Origin of the sequence: Geothermobacter hydrogeniphilus (assembly GCF_002898515.1) — a bacterium.
In the GTDB taxonomy this organism is placed as follows: Bacteria; Desulfobacterota; Desulfuromonadia; order Desulfuromonadales; family Geothermobacteraceae; genus Geothermobacter_A.
Map to the genome: position 1 here is coordinate 115,635 of NZ_PPFX01000002.1, position 19,571 is coordinate 135,205.

Annotated in this window: 32 protein-coding genes; all 32 read right to left on the reverse strand. The window is 57.8% G+C overall.

Annotation, left to right across the window (positions count from 1 at the left end):
* Positions 1–35: 35 nt before the first annotated feature.
* Positions 36–1,232, reverse strand: coding sequence for a tryptophan synthase subunit beta (gene trpB, locus C2E25_RS01605; RefSeq protein ID WP_103114067.1), 1,197 nt, complete (start codon positions 1,230–1,232; stop codon positions 36–38).
* Positions 1,233–1,234: 2 nt separating this feature from the next.
* Positions 1,235–1,885: a phosphoribosylanthranilate isomerase gene (locus C2E25_RS01610; RefSeq protein ID WP_103114068.1), complete on the reverse strand. Its 651-nt coding sequence runs from the start codon at positions 1,883–1,885 to the stop codon at positions 1,235–1,237.
* A gap of 8 nt (positions 1,886–1,893) precedes the next feature.
* Complete coding sequence (locus C2E25_RS01615; protein WP_103114069.1) at positions 1,894–3,252, reverse strand: TrpB-like pyridoxal phosphate-dependent enzyme; 1,359 nt, start codon at positions 3,250–3,252, stop codon at positions 1,894–1,896.
* Positions 3,245–4,039 carry an indole-3-glycerol phosphate synthase TrpC gene (gene trpC, locus C2E25_RS01620; RefSeq protein WP_103114070.1) on the reverse strand — a complete coding sequence of 265 codons (795 nt, stop codon included), beginning with the start codon at positions 4,037–4,039 and terminating at the stop codon, positions 3,245–3,247. The genes C2E25_RS01615 and trpC overlap by 8 nt, the downstream gene beginning before the upstream one ends.
* A 23-nt stretch (positions 4,040–4,062) precedes the next feature.
* A complete protein-coding gene (gene trpD / locus C2E25_RS01625) occupies positions 4,063–5,115 on the reverse strand; it encodes an anthranilate phosphoribosyltransferase (RefSeq protein WP_103114071.1) in 1,053 nt (350 codons plus the stop codon).
* Entirely contained in the window at positions 5,112–5,711 is a 600-nt protein-coding gene (locus C2E25_RS01630; protein ID WP_103114072.1) for an anthranilate synthase component II, read from the reverse strand. The genes trpD and C2E25_RS01630 overlap by 4 nt, the downstream gene beginning before the upstream one ends.
* Before the next feature lies 1 nt (position 5,712).
* The gene (trpE, locus tag C2E25_RS01635) at positions 5,713–7,194 is read right to left on the reverse strand and encodes an anthranilate synthase component I (RefSeq protein WP_103114073.1); all 1,482 of its coding nucleotides are present in this window, start codon (positions 7,192–7,194) and stop codon (positions 5,713–5,715) included.
* 135 nt (positions 7,195–7,329) lie between these two features.
* Complete coding sequence (gene rplQ / locus C2E25_RS18070; RefSeq protein WP_103114074.1) at positions 7,330–7,893, reverse strand: 50S ribosomal protein L17; 564 nt, start codon at positions 7,891–7,893, stop codon at positions 7,330–7,332.
* 36 nt (positions 7,894–7,929) lie between these two features.
* Complete coding sequence (locus C2E25_RS01645) at positions 7,930–8,946, reverse strand: DNA-directed RNA polymerase subunit alpha (protein ID WP_103114075.1); 1,017 nt, start codon at positions 8,944–8,946, stop codon at positions 7,930–7,932.
* Positions 8,947–8,991: 45 nt separating this feature from the next.
* Positions 8,992–9,621 (reverse strand): 30S ribosomal protein S4, encoded by a 630-nt coding sequence (gene rpsD / locus C2E25_RS01650; RefSeq protein WP_103114076.1) that lies wholly within the window; start codon positions 9,619–9,621, stop codon positions 8,992–8,994.
* Between the two features lie 17 nt (positions 9,622–9,638).
* Positions 9,639–10,034, reverse strand: a complete 396-nt coding sequence (rpsK, locus tag C2E25_RS01655) for a 30S ribosomal protein S11 (protein WP_085009312.1) — start codon at positions 10,032–10,034, stop codon at positions 9,639–9,641.
* Positions 10,035–10,046: 12 nt separating this feature from the next.
* Positions 10,047–10,415, reverse strand: a complete 369-nt coding sequence (rpsM, locus tag C2E25_RS01660) for a 30S ribosomal protein S13 (protein ID WP_103114077.1) — start codon at positions 10,413–10,415, stop codon at positions 10,047–10,049.
* Positions 10,416–10,435: 20 nt separating this feature from the next.
* Positions 10,436–10,549 (reverse strand): 50S ribosomal protein L36, encoded by a 114-nt coding sequence (gene rpmJ, locus C2E25_RS01665; protein ID WP_085009314.1) that lies wholly within the window; start codon positions 10,547–10,549, stop codon positions 10,436–10,438.
* A 56-nt stretch (positions 10,550–10,605) separates the two neighbouring features.
* Positions 10,606–11,352: a type I methionyl aminopeptidase gene (map, locus tag C2E25_RS01670; RefSeq protein ID WP_103114078.1), complete on the reverse strand. Its 747-nt coding sequence runs from the start codon at positions 11,350–11,352 to the stop codon at positions 10,606–10,608.
* A gap of 1 nt (position 11,353) precedes the next feature.
* Complete coding sequence (locus C2E25_RS01675; protein WP_103114079.1) at positions 11,354–12,001, reverse strand: adenylate kinase; 648 nt, start codon at positions 11,999–12,001, stop codon at positions 11,354–11,356.
* Positions 12,002–12,013: 12 nt separating this feature from the next.
* Entirely contained in the window at positions 12,014–13,324 is a 1,311-nt protein-coding gene (secY, locus tag C2E25_RS01680) for a preprotein translocase subunit SecY (protein WP_085009317.1), read from the reverse strand.
* A 1-nt stretch (position 13,325) separates the two neighbouring features.
* Positions 13,326–13,766 carry a 50S ribosomal protein L15 gene (rplO, locus tag C2E25_RS01685; RefSeq protein WP_103114080.1) on the reverse strand — a complete coding sequence of 147 codons (441 nt, stop codon included), beginning with the start codon at positions 13,764–13,766 and terminating at the stop codon, positions 13,326–13,328.
* 19 nt (positions 13,767–13,785) lie between these two features.
* Positions 13,786–13,965, reverse strand: coding sequence for a 50S ribosomal protein L30 (gene rpmD / locus C2E25_RS01690; protein ID WP_103114081.1), 180 nt, complete (start codon positions 13,963–13,965; stop codon positions 13,786–13,788).
* Positions 13,966–13,989: 24 nt separating this feature from the next.
* Positions 13,990–14,457: a 30S ribosomal protein S5 gene (gene rpsE / locus C2E25_RS01695; RefSeq protein ID WP_420094614.1), complete on the reverse strand. Its 468-nt coding sequence runs from the start codon at positions 14,455–14,457 to the stop codon at positions 13,990–13,992.
* A 40-nt stretch (positions 14,458–14,497) separates the two neighbouring features.
* On the reverse strand, positions 14,498–14,866 hold the full coding sequence (rplR, locus tag C2E25_RS01700; RefSeq protein WP_103114083.1) for a 50S ribosomal protein L18: 369 nt from the start codon (positions 14,864–14,866) through the stop codon (positions 14,498–14,500).
* A 26-nt stretch (positions 14,867–14,892) separates the two neighbouring features.
* On the reverse strand, positions 14,893–15,429 hold the full coding sequence (gene rplF / locus C2E25_RS01705) for a 50S ribosomal protein L6 (protein ID WP_103114084.1): 537 nt from the start codon (positions 15,427–15,429) through the stop codon (positions 14,893–14,895).
* Between the two features lie 20 nt (positions 15,430–15,449).
* Complete coding sequence (gene rpsH, locus C2E25_RS01710) at positions 15,450–15,848, reverse strand: 30S ribosomal protein S8 (protein ID WP_085009322.1); 399 nt, start codon at positions 15,846–15,848, stop codon at positions 15,450–15,452.
* 21 nt (positions 15,849–15,869) lie between these two features.
* The gene (locus C2E25_RS01715) at positions 15,870–16,055 is read right to left on the reverse strand and encodes a type Z 30S ribosomal protein S14 (RefSeq protein WP_085009323.1); all 186 of its coding nucleotides are present in this window, start codon (positions 16,053–16,055) and stop codon (positions 15,870–15,872) included.
* Positions 16,056–16,069: 14 nt separating this feature from the next.
* Complete coding sequence (gene rplE / locus C2E25_RS01720; RefSeq protein WP_085009324.1) at positions 16,070–16,612, reverse strand: 50S ribosomal protein L5; 543 nt, start codon at positions 16,610–16,612, stop codon at positions 16,070–16,072.
* A gap of 12 nt (positions 16,613–16,624) precedes the next feature.
* Positions 16,625–16,954, reverse strand: a complete 330-nt coding sequence (gene rplX / locus C2E25_RS01725) for a 50S ribosomal protein L24 (RefSeq protein WP_103114085.1) — start codon at positions 16,952–16,954, stop codon at positions 16,625–16,627.
* Positions 16,955–16,980: 26 nt separating this feature from the next.
* Entirely contained in the window at positions 16,981–17,349 is a 369-nt protein-coding gene (gene rplN, locus C2E25_RS01730; RefSeq protein WP_085009325.1) for a 50S ribosomal protein L14, read from the reverse strand.
* A 21-nt stretch (positions 17,350–17,370) separates the two neighbouring features.
* Complete coding sequence (gene rpsQ, locus C2E25_RS01735; RefSeq protein WP_085009326.1) at positions 17,371–17,628, reverse strand: 30S ribosomal protein S17; 258 nt, start codon at positions 17,626–17,628, stop codon at positions 17,371–17,373.
* A 21-nt stretch (positions 17,629–17,649) separates the two neighbouring features.
* Positions 17,650–17,838 carry a 50S ribosomal protein L29 gene (gene rpmC / locus C2E25_RS01740; RefSeq protein ID WP_085009327.1) on the reverse strand — a complete coding sequence of 63 codons (189 nt, stop codon included), beginning with the start codon at positions 17,836–17,838 and terminating at the stop codon, positions 17,650–17,652.
* Entirely contained in the window at positions 17,825–18,250 is a 426-nt protein-coding gene (gene rplP, locus C2E25_RS01745) for a 50S ribosomal protein L16 (protein WP_085009328.1), read from the reverse strand. Before rplP ends, rpmC begins: the two co-directional genes overlap by 14 nt.
* Before the next feature lie 27 nt (positions 18,251–18,277).
* Positions 18,278–18,919, reverse strand: coding sequence for a 30S ribosomal protein S3 (gene rpsC, locus C2E25_RS01750; RefSeq protein ID WP_085009329.1), 642 nt, complete (start codon positions 18,917–18,919; stop codon positions 18,278–18,280).
* A gap of 19 nt (positions 18,920–18,938) precedes the next feature.
* The gene (rplV, locus tag C2E25_RS01755; protein ID WP_085009330.1) at positions 18,939–19,271 is read right to left on the reverse strand and encodes a 50S ribosomal protein L22; all 333 of its coding nucleotides are present in this window, start codon (positions 19,269–19,271) and stop codon (positions 18,939–18,941) included.
* A 21-nt stretch (positions 19,272–19,292) separates the two neighbouring features.
* A complete protein-coding gene (gene rpsS, locus C2E25_RS01760) occupies positions 19,293–19,568 on the reverse strand; it encodes a 30S ribosomal protein S19 (protein ID WP_103114086.1) in 276 nt (91 codons plus the stop codon).
* Positions 19,569–19,571: the final 3 nt, after the last annotated feature.

The window sequence follows — 19,571 nt, forward strand, 5'->3', positions numbered from 1 at the left end:
AGCCTGGCACCTGAATTCACTGATTCAGGTGCCAGTCAAATCTCGACGCCGATGGCATCGGCGACGGTATGTATATCCTTGTCGCCGCGACCGGAGAGGCAGACCACCAGCACCTGATCCCTGCCAAGCTGCGGGGCCAGCTTGATCACCTGGGCGATGGCGTGGGCGCTCTCCAGCGCCGGAATGATCCCCTCAAGCCGGGTCAGGGTCTGAAACGCCGCCAACGCTTCGTCATCCCGAATCGAGACATATTCGGCCCGGCCGATATCATGCAGGTGGGCATGCTCGGGGCCGACGCCCGGATAATCGAGACCGGCGGAAATAGAGTGGGCATGCTCGATCTGCCCATGTTCGTCCTGCAGCAGGTAGGTCTTGTTGCCGTGCAGAACTCCGACCTCGCCGGCACCGATGGACGCGGCGTGCCTGCCGCTGTCGATACCGAGTCCAGCCGCCTCGACCCCGATCAGGCGCACCTTTTCATCCGCAATAAAGGGATAGAACATACCCATGGCGTTGGAGCCGCCACCGATACAGGCCACCGCCCCGTCGGGCAGCCGCCCCTCAATCTCAAGAATCTGGCGGCGGGTCTCACGGCCGATCACCGCCTGGAAATCGCGCACCATCTCCGGGTAGGGATGCGGCCCGGCCACGGTGCCGATGACATAGAAGGTATCACGCACGTGGGTGACCCAGTGGCGCAGGGCGTCATTCATCGCGTCCTTGAGGGTGGCGGTACCGCTGGTCACCCCGTGAACCTCGGCGCCGAGCAGTTTCATGCGAAACACATTCAGTGCCTGGCGGCGGATATCCTCGGTTCCCATGAAAACCTGGCATTCGAGCCCGAACAGGGCAGCGACCGTAGCGGTGGCGACCCCGTGCTGGCCGGCGCCGGTTTCGGCGATCACCTTCTGTTTGCCCATCCGCCGTGCCAGCAGAGCCTGGCCGACGGTATTGTTGACCTTGTGGGCCCCGGTATGGTTAAGGTCTTCACGCTTCAGGTAGATTTTCGCCCCGCCGAGATGCTCCGTCAAGCGCCGGGCGAAATAAAGCGGGCTGGGACGGCCGACATAATGGCGCAGGTAATAGTCGAGTTCGCGCTGAAAGGAGGAGTCCGCCTGCGCTTTGCGATAGGCCTCCTCCAGTTCCTGAATCGCCGGCATCAGGGTTTCGGCAACGTAGCGACCGCCGAAAATACCGAAGTGCCCCTGGTTGTCTGGATAATTGTAGCTCACTCTCACATCTCCCGCCGGGGAGGCGAATTCATCCCCCGGCTCTCTCTCCGGACAGCTCTGATAAAGGCTGCAACCCTGGCCGGATCCTTGATTCCCGGCGCCGACTCGACTCCGCTGGAAACGTCAACGGCATAGGGTCCGACACAACGCACGGCGTCAGCAACATTGTCCGGTGTCAACCCACCGGCCAGGATCAGCGGACGGCGACTCGCCAACTCCGCCGCCAGCTGCCAGTTGAAACTGCGTCCGCTGCCCCCATAGCACTCCGGATCCCAGGCATCGAGCAGCAGCGCCGAAACCTGATAGGAACCCGCCTGTTCAAGGGTTGCCGCGTTCCGCACCCGCAATGCCTTGATCACCTTCACCCCGTCCATACGGCAGGCTTCCGGCGGCTCGTCACCATGGAACTGAACGGCATCCAGTCCGCAGGCCGCCACCGTTTCGCGAATCGTCTGCGGGTCGGCATTGACAAACAGGCCGACCAGAGTGATGAAGGGCGGCAGCCCGGCAACAATCCTCTGCGCCTGCTCGATGCTGACACAACGCGGGCTGCCCTCGAAGAAGACCAGCCCGAGCGCATCGGCACCACAGGCGACAGCATGCTCGCCATCCTCGCGACGGGTGATACCGCAGATTTTGACCCGAACCGTCACCGGCGCTCCTAACCGATCTTCGGCAGCGCCGCGAGCGATTCCCTGATCGCCTCGGCCGGATAGGAGTAATCCTCCAGTGCGCCGGAGAAGTAGGCGTCGTAGGCGGCCATGTCAACATGGCCATGACCGGAGAGGTTGAACAGGATGGTCCGTTCCTTACCCTCCTCTTTCGCCTTGAGGGCCTCGACGACAGCGGCCCGGATGGCGTGGGATGACTCCGGCGCCGGGATGATGCCCTCGGCGCGGGTGAACTGCACCGCGGCCTCGAAACAACCGGTCTGGCCGAACGCCTGTGCCTCGATCACACCGGCGTCCAGCAGTTGCGACACCAGCGGAGCGGCACCATGGTAGCGCAGCCCGCCGGCATGAATACCCGGCGGCATGAAATCGTGGCCGAGGGTGTACATCCGGGAAATCGGTGCCATCTTGGCGGTGTCACCGTAATCGAATTCGTAGACCCCCTTGGTCAGGGTCGGGCAGGACTGGGGCTCGGCCGCCAGTAGACGAACCTCCTTGCCGGCCGCCTTGTCGGCCACAAACGGGAAGGCAAGCCCGGCGAAATTGGAACCGCCGCCATGGCAGCCGATGACAACATCGGGATAGTCGCCGACCAGGGCCAGCTGCTCCTTGGCTTCCAGGCCGATCACCGACTGATGCAGACAGACATGGTTGAGGACGCTGCCGAGAGCATAGCGGGTGTTCTCGTGGGTCACCGCATCCTCCACCGCCTCGCTGATGGCGATTCCCAGCGAACCGTTGCTGTCGGGATGCTGTTCGAGAATCGCCCGGCCGGCATCGGTCTGGTCCGAGGGCGAGGGAATGACATTGGCTCCCCAGAGCTGCATCATGCTCTTGCGGTAGGGTTTCTGGTTGAAGGAGACCTTGACCATGTAGACGGTGCATTCCAGGCCGAACATCTGGCAGGCCAGGGCGATCGACGACCCCCACTGCCCGGCGCCGGTCTCGCTGGCAATCCTTTTGGTCCCGGCCAGCTTGTTGTAATAGGCCTGGGGAACGGCGGTATTCGGCTTGTGGCTGCCGGCCGGGGAAACCCCTTCGTACTTGTAGTAAATCTTCGCCGGGGTGCCGAGGACCTTTTCCAGACGACGGGCGCGGAACAGCGGCGAAGGACGCCAGAGGCGGTAGATATCCAGAACCTGTTCGGGAATCTTGATCCAGCGCTCGCTGGAAACTTCCTGTTCAATCAGTCCCATGGGAAACAGCGGCAGCAGATCGTCCGGGGTCACCGGCTGCAGGGTGCCGGGATGGATCACCGGTGCCATCGGGCCCGGCAGATCGGGGATGACATTGTACCAGCTGGTCGGAATACGGTCTTCCGGAAGAAGAATCTTGATTACCTCAGACATGACTACCTCCCTGGAGTTCGGCCAGCTTGGCCGGAATATCAGTTTCACGCATCAGGCTCTCACCAATCAGAAACGCGCGCGCCCCGGCCCGCTGCAGGCGCTCGATATCCGCCCGCGTGTGCAGTCCGCTCTCGGCAACCGGCAACGCCTCCGGCGGCAGCAGCGGCAACAGCCGCTCAGTGGTCGCCAGGTCCGTGGCAAAGGTTTTCAGGTTGCGGTTGTTGATGCCGAACAGCGGCGCGGCGACCTGGAAACTTTTTTCGATTTCAGCCGCGTCGTGCACTTCAAGCAGCACATCGAGACCGAGTTCGGCCGCCTCGGCGGCAAAATCCTCCAGCTGGGCCGACTCGAGGGCGGCGGCAATCAGCAGTACGGCATCGGCGCCGGCCGCCCGCGCCTCAAAAAGCTGATAGCGGTCGATCATAAAATCCTTGCGCAGCAACGGCAGCGAAACCTGATCCCGGACCCGTTGCAGGTAAGCGAGATCACCGTAGAAGAACTCCCGGTCGGTCAACACCGACAGGCAGGTCGCACCACCGTCCCGGTAGTCACCGGCGATCCGGACGGGATCGAAATCGGCCCGGATAATTCCCCGCGAGGGAGACCCCTTCTTCACCTCGGCGATAATGGCGGTGCCTGTTTCACTGCGGGACGAAAGAGCGGCGGCAAAGCCGCGCGTCGGCTCGAGATCACGACAGCGGGCCCGATACTCGGAGAGCGGCATCCGGGCAACCGCATCGGCGACCTCCTGCTGTTTATGACACAGAATTTTGTCCAGAATCGACATCCGTTGCAACTCACTCAGGCAGATCAGACCCGGTTGGTCAGTTCGACCAGGGCATTCAGACAGGCAAGAGCCCGTCCCTCGTCGATGGCGGTCGCGGCCCGGGACAGCCCCGTAAGCGGGTTCTCGGCAGCGCCTGCGGCCACCAGGGCATAAGCGGCATTGAGCAGCACCACATCCCGTTTCGGGCCTGTTTCACCGGCAAGAACAGCGCGGACAATGGCCGCGTTACATGCGGCATCGCCACCCTGCAGGTCACTCAACGAACAGGTTTCCAGGCCGAAATTGCGTGGATCGATGAGTCCCATGTCCACCTTGCCATCGGCAATCGCGGCCACCCGGGTCGGCCCGGTCAGAGTGATCTCATCCATACCGTCACTGCCATGGACAACGAACCCGCGTCGACAGCCCAGTCCGCAAAGGACTTCCGCCAACGACGCGACCAGGTCTTCGCGAAAAACCCCGAGGACCTGGCAATCAGCACCCGCCGGATTGGTCAAGGGCCCGAGAATATTGAAAATAGTCCGGATGCCGATCTCGCGGCGTGGACCGATAGCATGTTTCATCGCTCCGTGCAGAGCCGGGGCAAAGAGGAAACCGACACCGATCTGCTCGATGGCGGCGGCAACCTGATCCGGGGTCACATCAAGATTGACGCCGAGAGCCTCAAGCACGTCGGCACTGCCGCAGGCCGATGAGATGCTGCGGTTACCGTGTTTGGCGACCTTGACGCCACAGGCGGCGACAACAAAGGCGACCGTGGTCGAAATGTTGAAGCTGCGCGTACCGCTGCCGCCGGTGCCGCAGGTATCGAGAATCGACTCACGGTCAAGATTGATCTCGTCGCGATCGATATCCAGGGTCCGGCCGACCCGGATCGGGGTGGCGTGGTCCCGCATCACCCGCGCGGCACCGCGGATTTCTTCGACTGTCTCGCCCTTGATGCGCAGGGCGGTGATCAGCGCGCCGATCTGGGCCGGAGTCGCCTCCCCGCCCATGACCTGGTTCATCACCTCGATCATTTCCGCTTCACTCAGGTTCTGTCCTTCGACCAGTTTGGCGATAGCCTGTTTAATCATGCCGCCCCCCTTTCCGAAGCCAGGGCTCCGGGGGTGAAGTTGAGGAAGTTGCGCAACAGCTGTTTGCCGGCGCTGGTCAGAATCGATTCCGGATGGAACTGGACACCCCAGACCGGAAGCTGTCGATGTCGCAGCCCCATGATGGTACCGTCCGCGGTCCAGGCGGTGACCTCAAGGCAATCGGGCAGGCTTTCCCGCTCGACAATCAGCGAATGATAGCGCGTAGCGACAAAAGGGTTGTCGAGACCGGCAAACAGCCCGCGTCCGTCATGTTCAACGGGACTGGTCTTGCCATGCATCAGCGAGGCGGCGGCGACCACTTTGCCGCCGAATGCCTGACCGATCGATTGATGTCCGAGACAGACGCCGAGCAATGGAATCCGGCCGGCCAGTTGCTGCACCGCGGCCACCGAAATTCCCGCTTCGTTGGGAGTACAGGGGCCGGGGGAGATGACCAGGTGATCCGGAGCCAGCCGTTCGATGTCGGCAACACTGATCCGGTCGTTGCGATAAACCTCGACCTCAGCGCCGAGTTCACCGAAATACTGAACCAGGTTATAGGTGAACGAATCGTAGTTGTCGATCATCAACAACATCTCAATCGAGCCCCTCCCGAGCCATGGCAATGGCTTTGAAAACCCCCATCGCCTTGTTCAGAGTTTCCTGGTATTCCATCTGTGGATCGGAATCGGCAACAATCCCGGCGCCGGCCTGCAGGTGGATGCGACCATCATGAGCGACCAGGGTGCGGATCACGATGGCGGTATCCATATTACCGGAAAAACTGAAATAACCGACGGCTCCACCGTAGATCTCGCGGCGTGCCGGTTCCAGTTCGTCAATAATTTCCATGGCGCGGATCTTGGGCGCGCCGGAGAGCGTGCCGGCAGGAAAGGTGGCGCGGAAGACATCGAAGCAATCCTTGTCGGCATCGACTTCGCCGCGCACATTGGACACGATGTGCATGACATGGGAATAGCGCTCGATGACCTTCAGTTCGCTGACCTCAACCGTTCCGGTGCGGCAGACCCGCCCGAGGTCGTTGCGGCCCAGATCGACCAGCATGATGTGTTCGGCACATTCCTTGGCGTCGGCCAGAAGATCCGCTTCCAGCGCCAGATCCTCCTCGCGCGTCGCTCCCCGCGGCCGGGTACCGGCAATCGGACGCACCTCAACCCGGTGTCCCTCCTTGCGCACCAGAACCTCGGGCGAGGCACCGATCACCTGGGTTTCGCCGAAACGGAGAAAAAACATGTAGGGCGACGGGTTCAGCGTCCGCAGGGCGCGGTAGACATCAAAGGGATCGGCACCGAGTTCACCGGAAAATCGTTGCGAAAGCACCACCTGGAAAATGTCACCGGCCCGGACGTATTCCTTGCAACGGGCAACCGCCTGTTTGAACTGGTCGGGGGTGAAGTTGGGCTGCAGCTCCCCATCAGCGGTGACCGGGACGTTCATACCGCGGCGATCAATCGGCTGCCGGAGTTGAGCGATCATCTCCTCGACACTGGCTACGCCCCTTCTGTAGGCGAGCTCAGGGTCTTCATCCGCCTGCAGATGGACATTGCAGACGACTTTGATCTTCTGCCGCACATTATCGAAGATCAACAACCGCTCGGTGAGCAGGAAGCAACTGTCCCAGGTATCGATCCGGCGCGGATTGTGATCGGGAAGAGTCTCGACAAAACGAACCATGTCGTAACCGAGGTAGCCGACGGCACCACCGCAGAAACGAGGCAGTCCCGGCAGTTCCACCGCCCGGTACTCGGCCATCAGACTCTGCAGCTCCGCCAGCGGATCGTCACTTTCGCCACTGCGCAGCACCCGGTCTCCGGCGCAGATCTCAAAATAGTTGTCCCGGCTGCGGAACACCCGCCCCGGGCCGCCGCCGAGAAAGGAATAACGCGCCCACTTTTCGCCGCCCTCGATACTTTCGAGCAGAAAAGCGGTCTGCCCGTCGTCGATCTTGCGAAACGCGGACACCGGAGTTTCCATATCCGCCAGGATTTCGCGGTAAACCGGAATCAGGTTGCCGGTTGCTGACAAGGCCTGGAATTCTTCACAGGTAGGATAAAACATGCGGTCTCCGGGAGGGGCGATAAGTCGATCATCATTAGCACGGAGACCCCTGAATCGTCAAGTTTGCGCCGGACAAAAAACAAAAAAAGGGGCAGGTATTATCCCTGCCCCCGGTTGCGCAAAAAACTGCAAAAATCAGTCTTTACTCTTTTCCCCGACCGCGTCATCATCGACGCTGGCTTCAGCCGCGGGCTCCTCAGCGGCTTCTACCCCGGCCGTGCCTTCCTCGACAGGGGCTTCTTCGACCGGAGCTTCCTCCGTCGTGGTTTCCTCAACAACCGGTGCCTCGACCTTGGGTTCCGCCTTCTTGGCAGCCTTCTTCTTTTTCGGCTTGATCGTCAGTTCCTCTTCGACCAGTTCAATGATCGACATCGAGGCATTGTCACCCGAGCGATGTCCAAGCTTGATGATACGAGTATAGCCACCGGGACGTTCCTGGTAGCGGGGCGCAATCTGCTCGAAGAGCTTGGCGACCACCTTCTTGTCCTGAATCACCTGCAGGGCCTGACGACGGGCATGCAGGGTACCGCGCTTGCCGAGGGTAATCATCTTCTCAACCAGCTTGCGCAACTCCTTGGCGCGAGCATCGGTGGTGGTGATCTTCTCGTGCTGGAGCAGCGAAGTTACCATATTGCGAAGCATTGCCTTGCGGTGACTGCTGTTGCGACCGAGGCGTCTTCCTGCTTTACGATGGCGCATGATCTCTAAATCCTTTCTGACAGTTCGACGGACGGTCTATTCTTCGTCAGCCTGCTTCTGCAAAATTTTCAGATATTCCGGATCAGGGAAATTCTCAAGAACCATTCCCAGGCCAAGTCCCATTTCAGCAAGGATATCCTTGATTTCATTGAGGGACTTGCGGCCGAAATTCTGGGTTTTCAACATTTCGGCCTCGCTGCGCTGAACCAGGTCGCCAATCAGGCGGATATTGGCGTTCTTCAGGCAGTTGGCGCTGCGCACCGAGAGTTCAAGCTCATCGACAGTCCGGTAGAGGTTCTCGTTGATCCGGCGACTCTCTTCTGTCTCCTCACTCTCCTCCGGCTCCTGCTCCTCATCGAAATTGATGAAAATCTGCAGCTGCTCCTTGAGGATCTTGGCTGCATATGCCACGGCATCATCGGGGCGGACACTTCCATCCGACCAGACTTCAAGCGTCAACTTGTCATAGTCGGTGATCTGGCCGACACGGGCGTTGGTAACGTTGAAGTTGACTTTGCGCAGCGGCGAGAAGAGCGAATCGATCGGAATGGTCCCGACCGGGGCCTTCTCATCGCGGTTGCGTTCCGCCGGCACGTACCCTTTGCCGAGTTTGACCACCATATCGATCTCGACATCGGCCTCCTTGGAACAGGTGGCGATATGATGATCGGGATTGAGAATCTCAACCTGTGAATCGGTGATGATATCAGCGGCAGTAATTTCTCCTGCGCCCTTCTTCACAATCCGCACGTTACGGCTGTCACTGCCATGCAGTTTCAGCAGTACACCCTTGAGGTTGAGAATGACATCCGTGACATCCTCAGTCACCCCGGGGATGGTGGAGAATTCATGGAGGACACCCTTGATCCGCACCGAACTGATGGCCGCTCCCTGCAGGGAAGAGAGCAGCACCCGGCGCAGAGAATTGCCGAGAGTGGTACCGAATCCGCGCTCAAAAGGCTCGGCGTAGAACTTGCCGTAGGTGTCCGTCAGGGTATCCGCTTCGACCTGGAGGCGCTTGGGCTTAATCAGATCTCTCCAGTTTTTATACATGCGTTTCCCTCCACGTTCAGGCCAGCAGCCTGATATCACGTTGAATTATTTGGAGTACAGTTCGACAATCAGGCGTTCATTGAAAGCCGGAGTCGTCATCTCTTCGCGAACCGGGAGGGTCTTGACCGTTCCTTTGAAACCGGCCCGATCAAGCTCCACCCAGGACGGGACCCCGCGCCGCATCACGCCGTCAAGCGCTTCATTGATACGCACAACTTCGCGGCTCTTTTCACGCAGGGTGATCTCGTCCCCGGGACGAACCAGGTAGGACGGGATATTGACCTTACGCCCGTTCACCAGGAAATGTCCGTGACGCACCAACTGCCGGGACTCATTGCGCGACGAGGCAAACCCGAGACGGTAGACCATGCTGTCGAGGCGGCGCTCCAGCAGAACCAGCAGGTTCTCACCGGTAACACCTTTCATCTGGTCCGCTTTCTTGAAATAGGACCGGAACTGCTTCTCCAACAGGCCGTAAGTACGTTTGACCCGCTGCTTCTCGCGCAGCTGAGTGCCATAATCGGAAACCTTGATACGACCCTGACCATGCTGGCCGGGAGCGTAATTGCGTCTCTCGATGGCGCATTTGTCGGTATAGCACCTGTCCCCCTTGAGGAACAGTTTCATGTTTTCTCGCCGGCACTGACGGCAGACGGAACCAGTATATCTAGCCAACGTTCGTCCTCCTCTACTTAGACTCTACGACGTTTGGGGGGACGGCAGCCATTGTGCGGAATCGGCGTAACGTCCTTGATCATGGTCACGGTCAACCCCGCAGCAGAGATCGCACGCAGAGCGGATTCACGACCGGACCCCGGCCCCTTGACACGAACCTCAACGCTGCGCATGCCGTGGTCCTGAGCCGTCTTGGCAGCCCTTTCGGCAGCGACCTGAGCGGCAAAAGGAGTACTTTTGCGCGACCCACGAAAACCGGAACCTCCGGCCGTGGCCCAGGAGATAACGTTCCCGGCCACATCGGTAAAGGTAACGATCGTGTTGTTGAAGGTCGCCTGGATATGCGCGATACCCGTGGCCACATTCTTCTTTTCGACTTTTTTTCTGCTTGTACGCTTCCCTGGCTTAGCCATGGTTCCTCCGCATTATTTCTTCTTACCGGCGACAGTTTTGCGCGGCCCCTTACGGGTCCGGGCATTGGTCTTGGTTTTCTGACCGCGCACCGGCAGACCGCGGCGATGACGCAGGCCCCGGTAGCAACCGAGATCCATGAGACGCTTGATGTTCATGGTCACATCACGTCTCAGATCGCCTTCGACCTTACAGTCATTGTCAATGATGGACCGAATCTGTCCAACCTCACTCTCGGTCAGATCATCAGAGCGGGTGTTGGGATCAACCCCGGCCTTGCTGAGAATCTGCTGGGACGTTGAACGCCCGATTCCATAGATGTAGGTCAGCGCAATTTCAATCCGCTTGTTTCTCGGCAAATCAATACCAGCTATACGTGCCAATTGTCTGCTCCTTTAATCCCTTAGCCCTGTCTCTGCTTATGCTTGGGGTTTTCGCAAATGATGCGAACCACACCCTTGCGCTTGATGACCTTGCATTTGTCGCAGATTTTTTTGACCGAAGCTCGAACTTTCATGGTCCGTTCCTTTAACGTTCTTCCTGGTTATCGTGAATCCGGGCAGACTGTCGACCTCAGACCCGGGTCAATATTTCCGGCCCATTGGCCGTAATAGCCACGGTATGTTCAAAATGGGCCGAATCGGCACCATCGATGGTCACCGCGGTCCAGCCGTCCTCAAGCACGCTGACACCGGGCTTGCCGGCATTGATCATCGGCTCGATCGCCAGCACCATTCCTTCCTTGAGCTTTGGCCCCTGATGGGGACGGCCGAAGTTGGGTACCTGCGGCGACTCATGCAATTTCTGCCCGATTCCGTGGCCGACAAACTCACGGACAACACTGAATCCAAGCGGTTCTACAGTGGCCTGGACGGCATGGGAGATATCTCCCAATCGCTGCTCAACCAACGCCTGACTGATCCCGGCATCAAGGGATCGCGCGGTCACCTCCAGCAATTGTCGGCGATGCGGACTGACCTTCCCAACCGGAACAGTCATTGCCGAGTCACCGTAATAACCCTTGTAAAGCACGCCGAAGTCGATACTGAGGATATCCCCTTCCTGCAACGGAACATCATCAGGGAACCCATGTACAACCTTATTGTTGGGCGATGCACAAATCGAAAAAGGAAAACCGCCATACCCCTTAAAGGCTGGCAAGGCCTTCCTTTTCCGGCATTCTTTCTCAGCGAGGCAATCAAGCTCGCCGGTGGTTACTCCCGGCTGAATCCGTTCTTTAAGCAGTGCGAGTATTTCTCCGACCATCTGCCCGGCAACACGCATCCGGTCGATTTCCTGCCTCGACTTCAGAACTATCAATTCAGCCTTCCAGAAGAGCGGCGCGAATATCTGACTGAACGACAGCGATATCCTGCATTCCGTCAATCGCCGCCAACAAACCGTCCCGCTGGTAATAAGAAACCAATGGTGCCGTCTGTTCCTGGTAAACCTTCATTCGGTTACGAATCGTCTCTTCACGGTCATCATCGCGTTGATACAATTCGCCCCCGCAGGCATCACAAACGCCGGCAGTCCCGGGAGGATCGAAACGGAGATGGAAGCCCTGTCCACAGCTGCGACAGGTGCGACGGCCGGTCAGACGCTCAACCAAAGCCTCGATATCGACCTCAAGCGAGATCACCGCCTGCAATTCCTTGCCCAGTCCAGCCAGAGTGCTCTTCAGGGCATCGGCCTGCGGAACGGTACGGGGAAACCCATCCAGAATAAAACCCTTTTCACAGTCTGCTTCCTGGAGTCGGTCCCGAACAATTCCTATAACAACCTCATCAGGAACCAAGGCGCCTGAGTCCATGCACGCCTTGGCCTTGAGTCCCATCTCTGTACCCGCCTTGACGGCGGCGCGCAACATATCACCGGTCGAAATCTGCGGGATACCGAAGTGTTCGATCAGCAGTTTCGCCTGGGTGCCTTTTCCGGCCCCGGGAGGGCCAAGCAATATCAGATTCACCTTACCCTCCACCTAGCCACGACGGCCCTTAAGCGAGACACCCTTCATAAACCCTTCATAAGACCGCGAAATCAGATGAGACTCGATCTGCGAAGCAGTATCCATCCCGACTCCGACAATAATCAGCAACGAAGTCCCGCCAAAGTAAAAGGGAACATTCAGGTTGCTGATCAGCAAAGTCGGCAAAACACAAACGGCGGACACATAGATCGCACCGGCAAATGTTATCCGCCCGAGAACGGTATCGATATACTCGGCAGTCGCCGATCCGGGACGAATCCCGGGAACAAAACCACCCTGCTTCTTGATATTGTCCGCCACATCAACCGGGTTGAAGGTGACAGCCGTGTAGAAATAACAGAAGAAGATGATAAATGCAACGTAAAACAGATTGTACAGCCAGTGGCTCGGCGTCATCATCGAGGCGATCTTCTGAACCCAGGGCACATCGACCAGGTTGGCGACAGTCGCCGGAAACATGATAATGGAACTGGCGAAGATCGGCGGAATAACTCCGCTCATGTTGATCTTCAGGGGCAGATGACTGGTCTGCCCGCCGACATTACGCATACCGACCACTCGTTTGGCATAATGAATCGGTATCCGCCGCTGCGCCCGCTCCATGTAGATAATAGCCCATACGGCCAGTGCCATGATGATCAGGATCAGCAGAGAGATGAACAGGGTGATTTCACCCGTTTTCATCAACCGCACCGAGTTGACCAGCGCGCTCGGCATGTTGGCAACGATGCCGGCAAAGATGATCAGCGAAATACCGTTGCCGATCCCACGTTCGGTAATCTGCTCACCCAGCCACATGATGAAAGCGGTACCGGCGGTCAAGGTAATGACCGTGAGCAGGATGAAACCGGTTCCGGGGTTGGGCACAACCGGCTCACCGGCCGGTCCGGTCATGGTCTGCAGGCCGATGGCAATGCCGCTACCCTGGATCACCGACAGGATGATGGTCCCGTAACGGGTCCACTTGGTGATCGTTTTGCGCCCCTGCTCCCCTTCCTTGGCCAGTCTTTCAACCGGCTCGAAGACCACAGTCAGCAACTGCAGAATAATCGATGCCGAGATATACGGCATGATTCCGAGAGCAAAAACCGTCATCCGTTTCAAGGCGCCGCCGGTAAAGGCACTGACCAGCCCCAGCAACGTTCCTTGCGTCCCCTCGAAGAACTTCGCCAACACGCTGGCATCGATACCGGGGGTCGGCACATGACAACCGACACGGTAGACGGCAAGCATGCCCAGGGTAAAGAGGATGCGACGTCGCAGTTCAGGTATGGAGAAGATATTCTGGATGAAGGCGAACAATTTAGAGGACCTCGGCTTTTCCGCCGGCAGCCTCGATCTTCTCGGCGGCCGACCTGCTGAATTTGTGAGCCTGGACGGTCAGAGCCTTACTCAACTCACCGTCACCGAGAATCTTGACCCCGTCACCGACCTTGTTGATCAGCCCGGCCTTGCCGAGAGCTGCCACATCGACAACACTGCCGGCCTCGAACAATTCGAGATCACGCAGATTGACGAGGGCATAGACCTTCTTCATCAGCGGGGTGAAGCCGCGCTTCGGCAGACGCCGTTGCATCGGCATCTGGCCACCCTCGAACCCGGGCTTGACTCCACCGCCGGAACGGGCATTCTGCCCCTTATGTCCCTTGCCGGAAGTCTTTCCGGTGCCCGACCCGGGGCCGCGACCAATCCGTTTTCTATTTTTTGTCGAACCGATTGCCGGTTTGAGATTGCTCAAATCCATGGTACCCATCCTTGTCGGCTTACTCGGCCACCGAGACCATATGCGAGACCTTGTTGATCATCCCGCGAATCTCAGGCGTATCCTTGAGCACGACCGTCTTGTTGAGCTTGGTCAGACCCATCCCCTTGAGCACTTTCTTGAAGTACTCAGGGCGTCCGATGGGGCTTCGTTTCAGAGTGACTTTCAATTCACTGGCCATCTTGGGTATCTCCTGCTGTGCCGCCTATTCGTCAGCGGTAATGCCGCGGCGGGCCAGAATGGTCTCTGGGCTCTTGAGCTGCTGCAGAGCATTAAGGGTCGCCTTGACCACGTTGTGCGGGTTGTTCGATCCCAGGCACTTAGAGAGAATGTCGCCAACCCCTGCCGCCTCAAGAACAGCACGGACGGGTCCCCCGGCGATAACCCCGGTACCTTCCGAAGCGGTCTTCAGCAGCACGCGCCCGGCACCATACTTGCCGATGACGTCATAAGGGACCGTCTTGCCCTTGAGCGGTACGGTGATCATGCTCTTCTTGGCCTTTTCAACACCCTTGCGAATCGCCTCGGGCACTTCGCGGGCCTTACCAAGCCCGAAGCCGACTGAGCCTTTTCCATCACCGACCACAACCAGTGCAGAGAAACTGAAACGTCGGCCACCTTTGACGACCTTCGAACAGCGATTGATATCTATCACGCGGTCGGTCAATTCCATTTCGTTCGGATCATTGCGCAGCAAGGATCTCCTCCTTCAGCTAAAACGACAGGCCGGCTTCCCGAGCCGCGTCGGCAAGGGCCTTGACCCGGCCGTGATACAGAAAGCCATTGCGGTCAAATACCACTTGTTTGATATCCTGGGCGATTGCCCTCTTGGCGATGGCGACACCAACCGCCTTGGCGGCATCGACATTCCCGGTCCCCTGCAGATCCGCGCCAACCTCTTTGTTGACGGTCGAGGCGGACACCAGGGTGCGGTTGTTGACATCGTCGATCACCTGCACATAAATGTGGCGGGCGCTGCGAAAAACACTCAATCGCGGGCGTTCTGCGGTGCCCCGCACCTTGTTGCGAACACGGACCTGCCGCTTGAGTCGGGATTGGCGCCGTTTTTCTGCGTTGTTCACGGTCTGACTCCTTACCCTGTTGCGGGTTATTTCTTACCGGCCTTACCCGCCTTGCGGATAATGCGTTCGTCTGCGTACTTGATGCCCTTGCCCTTGTAGGGCTCGGGCTCGCGGAACGAGCGGATCTTGGCGGCTGTAGAGCCGACCAGTTCCTTGTCGATCCCGCGAACGAAAACCTTGGTCTGCTTCTCAACCTCTGCGGTGATTCCGTCCGGCAGAGAAAACTCAACCGGATGAGAAAAACCGAGCGACAGATTGAGGACATTGCCTTTCAGATCCGCACGGTAGCCGACACCGTTAATTTCGAGAACCTTTTCAAAGCCCTTGGTCACCCCTTCCACCATATTGGCGATCAGGGACCGGGTCAGGCCCTGCATGGCCGTCCCCTTGGCGCTTTCACCCAGCTTGACCAGGATCTCTTCGGCACCGACTTCAACACTGACGTCCTGGTGCACGCTGCGGCTCAGTTTGCCCTTGGGCCCTTCAACGTTGATGACCGCCCCGGAGAGGGCAACCTTGACGCCGGAAGGTATGCTGATGGGTTTCTTCCCGATTCGAGACATCCGAAACTCTCCTTTAATGCCTACCAGATGGTGCAGATCAGCTCGCCGCCGATTTCCGCTCCACGTGCGGCCACATCCCCCATCACCCCCTGCGAGGTGGACAGGATGGCACAGCCGAGGCCGTTTTTAACCTGGGGGATCTCGTCCTTGCCGACATAGACCCGGCAACCCGGAGTCGAAACCCTCCGCAATTCATGAATGACATGCTGCTGTTCCTCATCGTACTTGAGGTAAATCCGCAGCATACCCTGCTTGGAGTCGGGGGTCTCCTTGAAATTCTTGATGTAACCCTGCTCCTTGAGCACCGTCGCGATTGCCACCTTGATTTTCGAAGACGGCATGTCAAGCTTCTGGTGCTTAGCCATTCCGGCATTACGGATGCGGGTCAGCAAATCCGCGATAGGATCTGTCATCGACATTGGCTGCTACTCCTCGAGGTGTTACCAGCTGGACTTGGTCACTCCGGGAAGTTTACCGTCGGAGGCAAGCTTCCGGAGGCAGATCCGGCACATGTTGAATTTACGATAGTAAGCACGGGGACGACCGCAGAGGGGACAGCGATTGTACTCCCGAACCTTGAACTTTTTCGGCCGTTTGGCCTTGATGATCATGGATTTCTTAGCCACGTTGTTCCTCCGCCCTAGCCTTTACGGAACGGCATGCCGAGTTCACGCAGCAGCGCACGGCCATGCTCATCGTTTTTGGCAGTAGTGACAATGGTGATATTCAGCCCCTTGACCTTATCGATCTTGTCGAGATCAATCTCAGGGAAAATGATCTGTTCCTTGATGCCGAGAGTGTAGTTACCACGACCATCAAATGCCTTGGGAGAAATTCCCTTGAAATCGCGAACCCGAGGCAATGCGACATTGATCAGGCGATCAAGAAACTCGTACGCCCGTTCGCGACGCAGCGTCACGGCAGCACCGATCGGCATCCCTTCGCGCAATTTGAACTGGGCGATGGACTTCTTGGCCTTGGTGACGATCGGTTTCTGCCCGGTCAGCAGGCCAAGCTCCTCAACAGCGGACTCTAGAACCTTGATGTTCTGAATCGCTTCGCCGAGCCCCATGTTGACAACGACCTTTTCAACCTTGGGCACTTCCATCACATTTTTAAGCCCCAGGGAATCTTTGAGGCGCGGGACCATTTCGGTCTCGTATTGCTGTTTCAATCTGGCCATGGAAAAACTCCGTTACTTATCCACGATCTCGTTGCACTTCTTGCAGAAGCGGACCTTAGCACCGTCATCAAGGACACGGACACCAGTCCGGGTCGGCTTGTTGCAGGAGGCACAGACCAACATCACGTTGGAGATGGCCAGCGGCGCTTCCTTTTCAACAATCCCCCCATCCTGATTGGTCTGGCTGGGGCGGGTGTGACGCTTGACCATGTTGAGGTTTTCCACCACAACACGGTTACTGTCAGCGATGATACGCATCACCTTGCCGGTTTTGCCTTTTTCCTTGCCGGCAATAACCATGACGGTATCATCTTTTTTAACGTGATATTTGATCGCTGCCATCGTTCACAATCTCCAAGCGCTGCGAATTACAGAACTTCGGGAGCAAGAGAGACAATCTTCATGTAACGCTTGGCGCGCAACTCTCTCGCCACGGGACCGAAAATTCGTGTCCCCACCGGCTCACCGGCAGCATTGATCACCACTGCCGAGTTATTGTCAAAACGGATATAACTGCCATCCGGGCGGTTGATCTCCTTCTTCGTCCGGACAATGACGGCCTTCACCACATCGCCCTTCTTGACCTTGGAGTTCGGCATCGCCTCCTTGACGGAACAAATAATAATGTCCCCCAGACCGGCGTATTTCCGCTTGGAGCCTCCCGGAACCTTGATACAGCAGAGTTTCCGGGCACCGGAATTGTCTGCTACATCGAGCATGGACTGCATCTGGATCATCGGTGTATCTCCTAAACCTGCCTAGACGTTCTTCTCAAGGATTTCACGCACCCGCCAGCGCTTCTGCTTGGAGAGAGGACGTGTTTCCACAATCAGCACCTTGTCCCCGATTTCACAGTTGTTCTGCTCATCGTGGGCCTTACAGGTGTAACGGCGCTTGATATATTTCTTGTAAACGGGGTGCTTGACCAGGTTATCAACCTTGACAACGACGGTTTTATCCATCTTGTCACTGACCACAACCCCAACTCGGGTTTTTCGATTACCACGCTGCGTCATCTGTTTTCCTCGTCGCGTCTGTTACGCCTGCTTTTGCTGCAGAACCGTCTTAACCCGGGCGATATCCTTACGCACCTGACCGATACGGGCGGTGTTTTCAAGGTGTCCGGTATGCAGTTGAAAGCGAAGGTTGAAGAGTTCCTGATCGAGTTCCAGAATCTTCTTCTCCAGCTCGGCAGCATCCAGTTCGCGAATCTCACTTGCCTTCATTGGAGTCCTCCCTGGTCACGAACTTGGTCCGCATCGGAAGTTTGTGGGCGCCGAGGCGCATCGCCTCGCGAGCAACCTCTTCACTGACACCCTGCATTTCGTAGAGCATGACACCGGGCTTGATCACGGCAACCCAGCTCTCCGGCGATCCCTTACCTTTACCCATGCGGGTTTCGGCCGGTTTTTTGGTCAGCGGCTTGTCAGGAAAGGCACGAATCCAGATCTTGCCGCCACGCTTGATATAACGGGTCATCGCCCGCCGGGCAGCTTCGATCTGCCGGGATGAAAGCCAGCCACACTCGGTAGCCTGAAGACCGAAGTCCCCGAAATTCAGGCCGGTACCTCCCTTGGCGGCTCCGTTCATGCGCCCTTTGAACTGCTTTCTATGTTTAACCTTTTTGGGCATTAACATGGTCAGGGAACTCCTCTGTTCTAAATCTTACTGAGCCTGTTCCTGGCTCAGGACCTCGCCTTTGAAGATCAACACCTTGACACCGATAATGCCATAGGTGGTCTTGGCCTCAGCGAAACCATAGTCGATATTGGCGCGCAGGGTATGAAGCGGAACCCGTCCCTCGCGGTACCATTCGCGGCGGCTCATTTCAGCACCGCCAAGACGACCGGAACATTCGATCTTGATGCCTTCGGCACCAAACTTGAGGGCCTGGCCAACCGATTTTTTCATTGCCCGCCGAAACGCAACCCGGCGTTCAAGCTGCAGGGCGACATTCTCGGCAACCAGCTGCGCATCAACTTCCGGCTTGCGGATCTCCTGGATGTTGATAAACACCTCTTTATCGGTCAGCTTGGCAAGCTCTCTTTTCAGGGCTTCAACTTCAGAGCCCTTCTTGCCGATGATGATACCCGGCCGCGCGGCGAAGATATTGATCTTGGCCTTATTGGCGGCACGCTCTAATTCGATCTTCGAGATCCCGGCATGGAACAGTCGCTTCTTGAGGTAGTCACGGAGCTTGATATCCTCATGCAGCAAGTCGGCATAGTTCGACGTTGCGAACCACTTCGACTCCCAGGTCCGGATTACTCCGAGACGAAAACCTACTGGATGAACTTTCTGGCCCAAAGTTTCACCTCCTCAACGACTACTTCACGTCCAGAACCACGGTGATATGGCTCGTCGGTTTACGGATACGGGTGGCCCGCCCCTGGGCGCGCGGAAGAAACCGCTTAAGGGCCGGACCCTGATCAACAGTGATGGTTTTAACGTACAACTGGTCAACGTCCGAAACGCCCTTCTGTTCGGCATTGGCGACCGCGGAACTGACCAGGGTCGCAACGATCCCGGCGGCTTTCTGCGGAGAGAATTTCAGGACATTCAAGGCATCCTGCACTCCCTTGCCGCGGACCATGTCGACCACCCAACGCGCCTTCTGCGGTGACAGGCGTACATATCTCAATTTGGCTTTGGCTTCCATTGGAACCACTCCTCGCCGAATTTACTTTTTCTTTTTCTTGTCAGAACCGTGCCCGTAATAAGTCCGGGTCGGAGCGAACTCACCAAGTTTATGGCCAACCATGTTCTCGGAGACGAAGACCGGCACGAATTTGCGACCATTGTGGACCGCAAAGGTGTAGCCGACGAACTCGGGCAGGATGGTGGACCGCCGGGACCAGGTTTTGATGACCTTGCGTGAATCGGGCTGCCCCTCGGGGTCGATTTTACGCATCAGGCTTTCTTCAACGTAAGGTCCCTTCTTGATCGATCTTGCCATCGA

What these genes read in the sequence shown, in the direction of transcription:
- rplE (WP_085009324.1), bottom strand. Translation starts at nt 16,612, where the DNA reads ATGGCCAGATTGAAACAGCAATACGAGACCGAAATGGTCCCGCGCCTC.
- rpsS (WP_103114086.1), bottom strand. Translation starts at nt 19,568, where the DNA reads ATGGCAAGATCGATCAAGAAGGGACCTTACGTTGAAGAAAGCCTGATG.
- trpE (WP_103114073.1), bottom strand. Translation starts at nt 7,194, where the DNA reads ATGTTTTATCCTACCTGTGAAGAATTCCAGGCCTTGTCAGCAACCGGC.
- rpsQ (WP_085009326.1), bottom strand. Translation starts at nt 17,628, where the DNA reads ATGACGCAGCGTGGTAATCGAAAAACCCGAGTTGGGGTTGTGGTCAGT.
- rplO (WP_103114080.1), bottom strand. Translation starts at nt 13,766, where the DNA reads ATGGATTTGAGCAATCTCAAACCGGCAATCGGTTCGACAAAAAATAGA.
- rpsH (WP_085009322.1), bottom strand. Translation starts at nt 15,848, where the DNA reads ATGTCGATGACAGATCCTATCGCGGATTTGCTGACCCGCATCCGTAAT.
- trpC (WP_103114070.1), bottom strand. Translation starts at nt 4,039, where the DNA reads ATGTCGATTCTGGACAAAATTCTGTGTCATAAACAGCAGGAGGTCGCC.
- rpmC (WP_085009327.1), bottom strand. Translation starts at nt 17,838, where the DNA reads ATGAAGGCAAGTGAGATTCGCGAACTGGATGCTGCCGAGCTGGAGAAG.
- C2E25_RS01615 (WP_103114069.1), bottom strand. Translation starts at nt 3,252, where the DNA reads ATGTCTGAGGTAATCAAGATTCTTCTTCCGGAAGACCGTATTCCGACC.
- rpmD (WP_103114081.1), bottom strand. Translation starts at nt 13,965, where the DNA reads ATGGCCAGTGAATTGAAAGTCACTCTGAAACGAAGCCCCATCGGACGC.
- rpmJ (WP_085009314.1), bottom strand. Translation starts at nt 10,549, where the DNA reads ATGAAAGTTCGAGCTTCGGTCAAAAAAATCTGCGACAAATGCAAGGTC.
- rplP (WP_085009328.1), bottom strand. Translation starts at nt 18,250, where the DNA reads ATGTTAATGCCCAAAAAGGTTAAACATAGAAAGCAGTTCAAAGGGCGC.
- C2E25_RS01630 (WP_103114072.1), bottom strand. Translation starts at nt 5,711, where the DNA reads ATGTTGTTGATGATCGACAACTACGATTCGTTCACCTATAACCTGGTT.
- rplN (WP_085009325.1), bottom strand. Translation starts at nt 17,349, where the DNA reads ATGATCCAGATGCAGTCCATGCTCGATGTAGCAGACAATTCCGGTGCC.
- rplV (WP_085009330.1), bottom strand. Translation starts at nt 19,271, where the DNA reads ATGGAAGCCAAAGCCAAATTGAGATATGTACGCCTGTCACCGCAGAAG.
- C2E25_RS01645 (WP_103114075.1), bottom strand. Translation starts at nt 8,946, where the DNA reads ATGTATAAAAACTGGAGAGATCTGATTAAGCCCAAGCGCCTCCAGGTC.
- rpsE (WP_420094614.1), bottom strand. Translation starts at nt 14,457, where the DNA reads ATGGAATTGACCGACCGCGTGATAGATATCAATCGCTGTTCGAAGGTC.
- trpD (WP_103114071.1), bottom strand. Translation starts at nt 5,115, where the DNA reads ATGATTAAACAGGCTATCGCCAAACTGGTCGAAGGACAGAACCTGAGT.
- rplQ (WP_103114074.1), bottom strand. Translation starts at nt 7,893, where the DNA reads ATGCGCCATCGTAAAGCAGGAAGACGCCTCGGTCGCAACAGCAGTCAC.
- rpsK (WP_085009312.1), bottom strand. Translation starts at nt 10,034, where the DNA reads ATGGCTAAGCCAGGGAAGCGTACAAGCAGAAAAAAAGTCGAAAAGAAG.
- rplF (WP_103114084.1), bottom strand. Translation starts at nt 15,429, where the DNA reads ATGTCTCGAATCGGGAAGAAACCCATCAGCATACCTTCCGGCGTCAAG.
- rplX (WP_103114085.1), bottom strand. Translation starts at nt 16,954, where the DNA reads ATGGCAGCGATCAAATATCACGTTAAAAAAGATGATACCGTCATGGTT.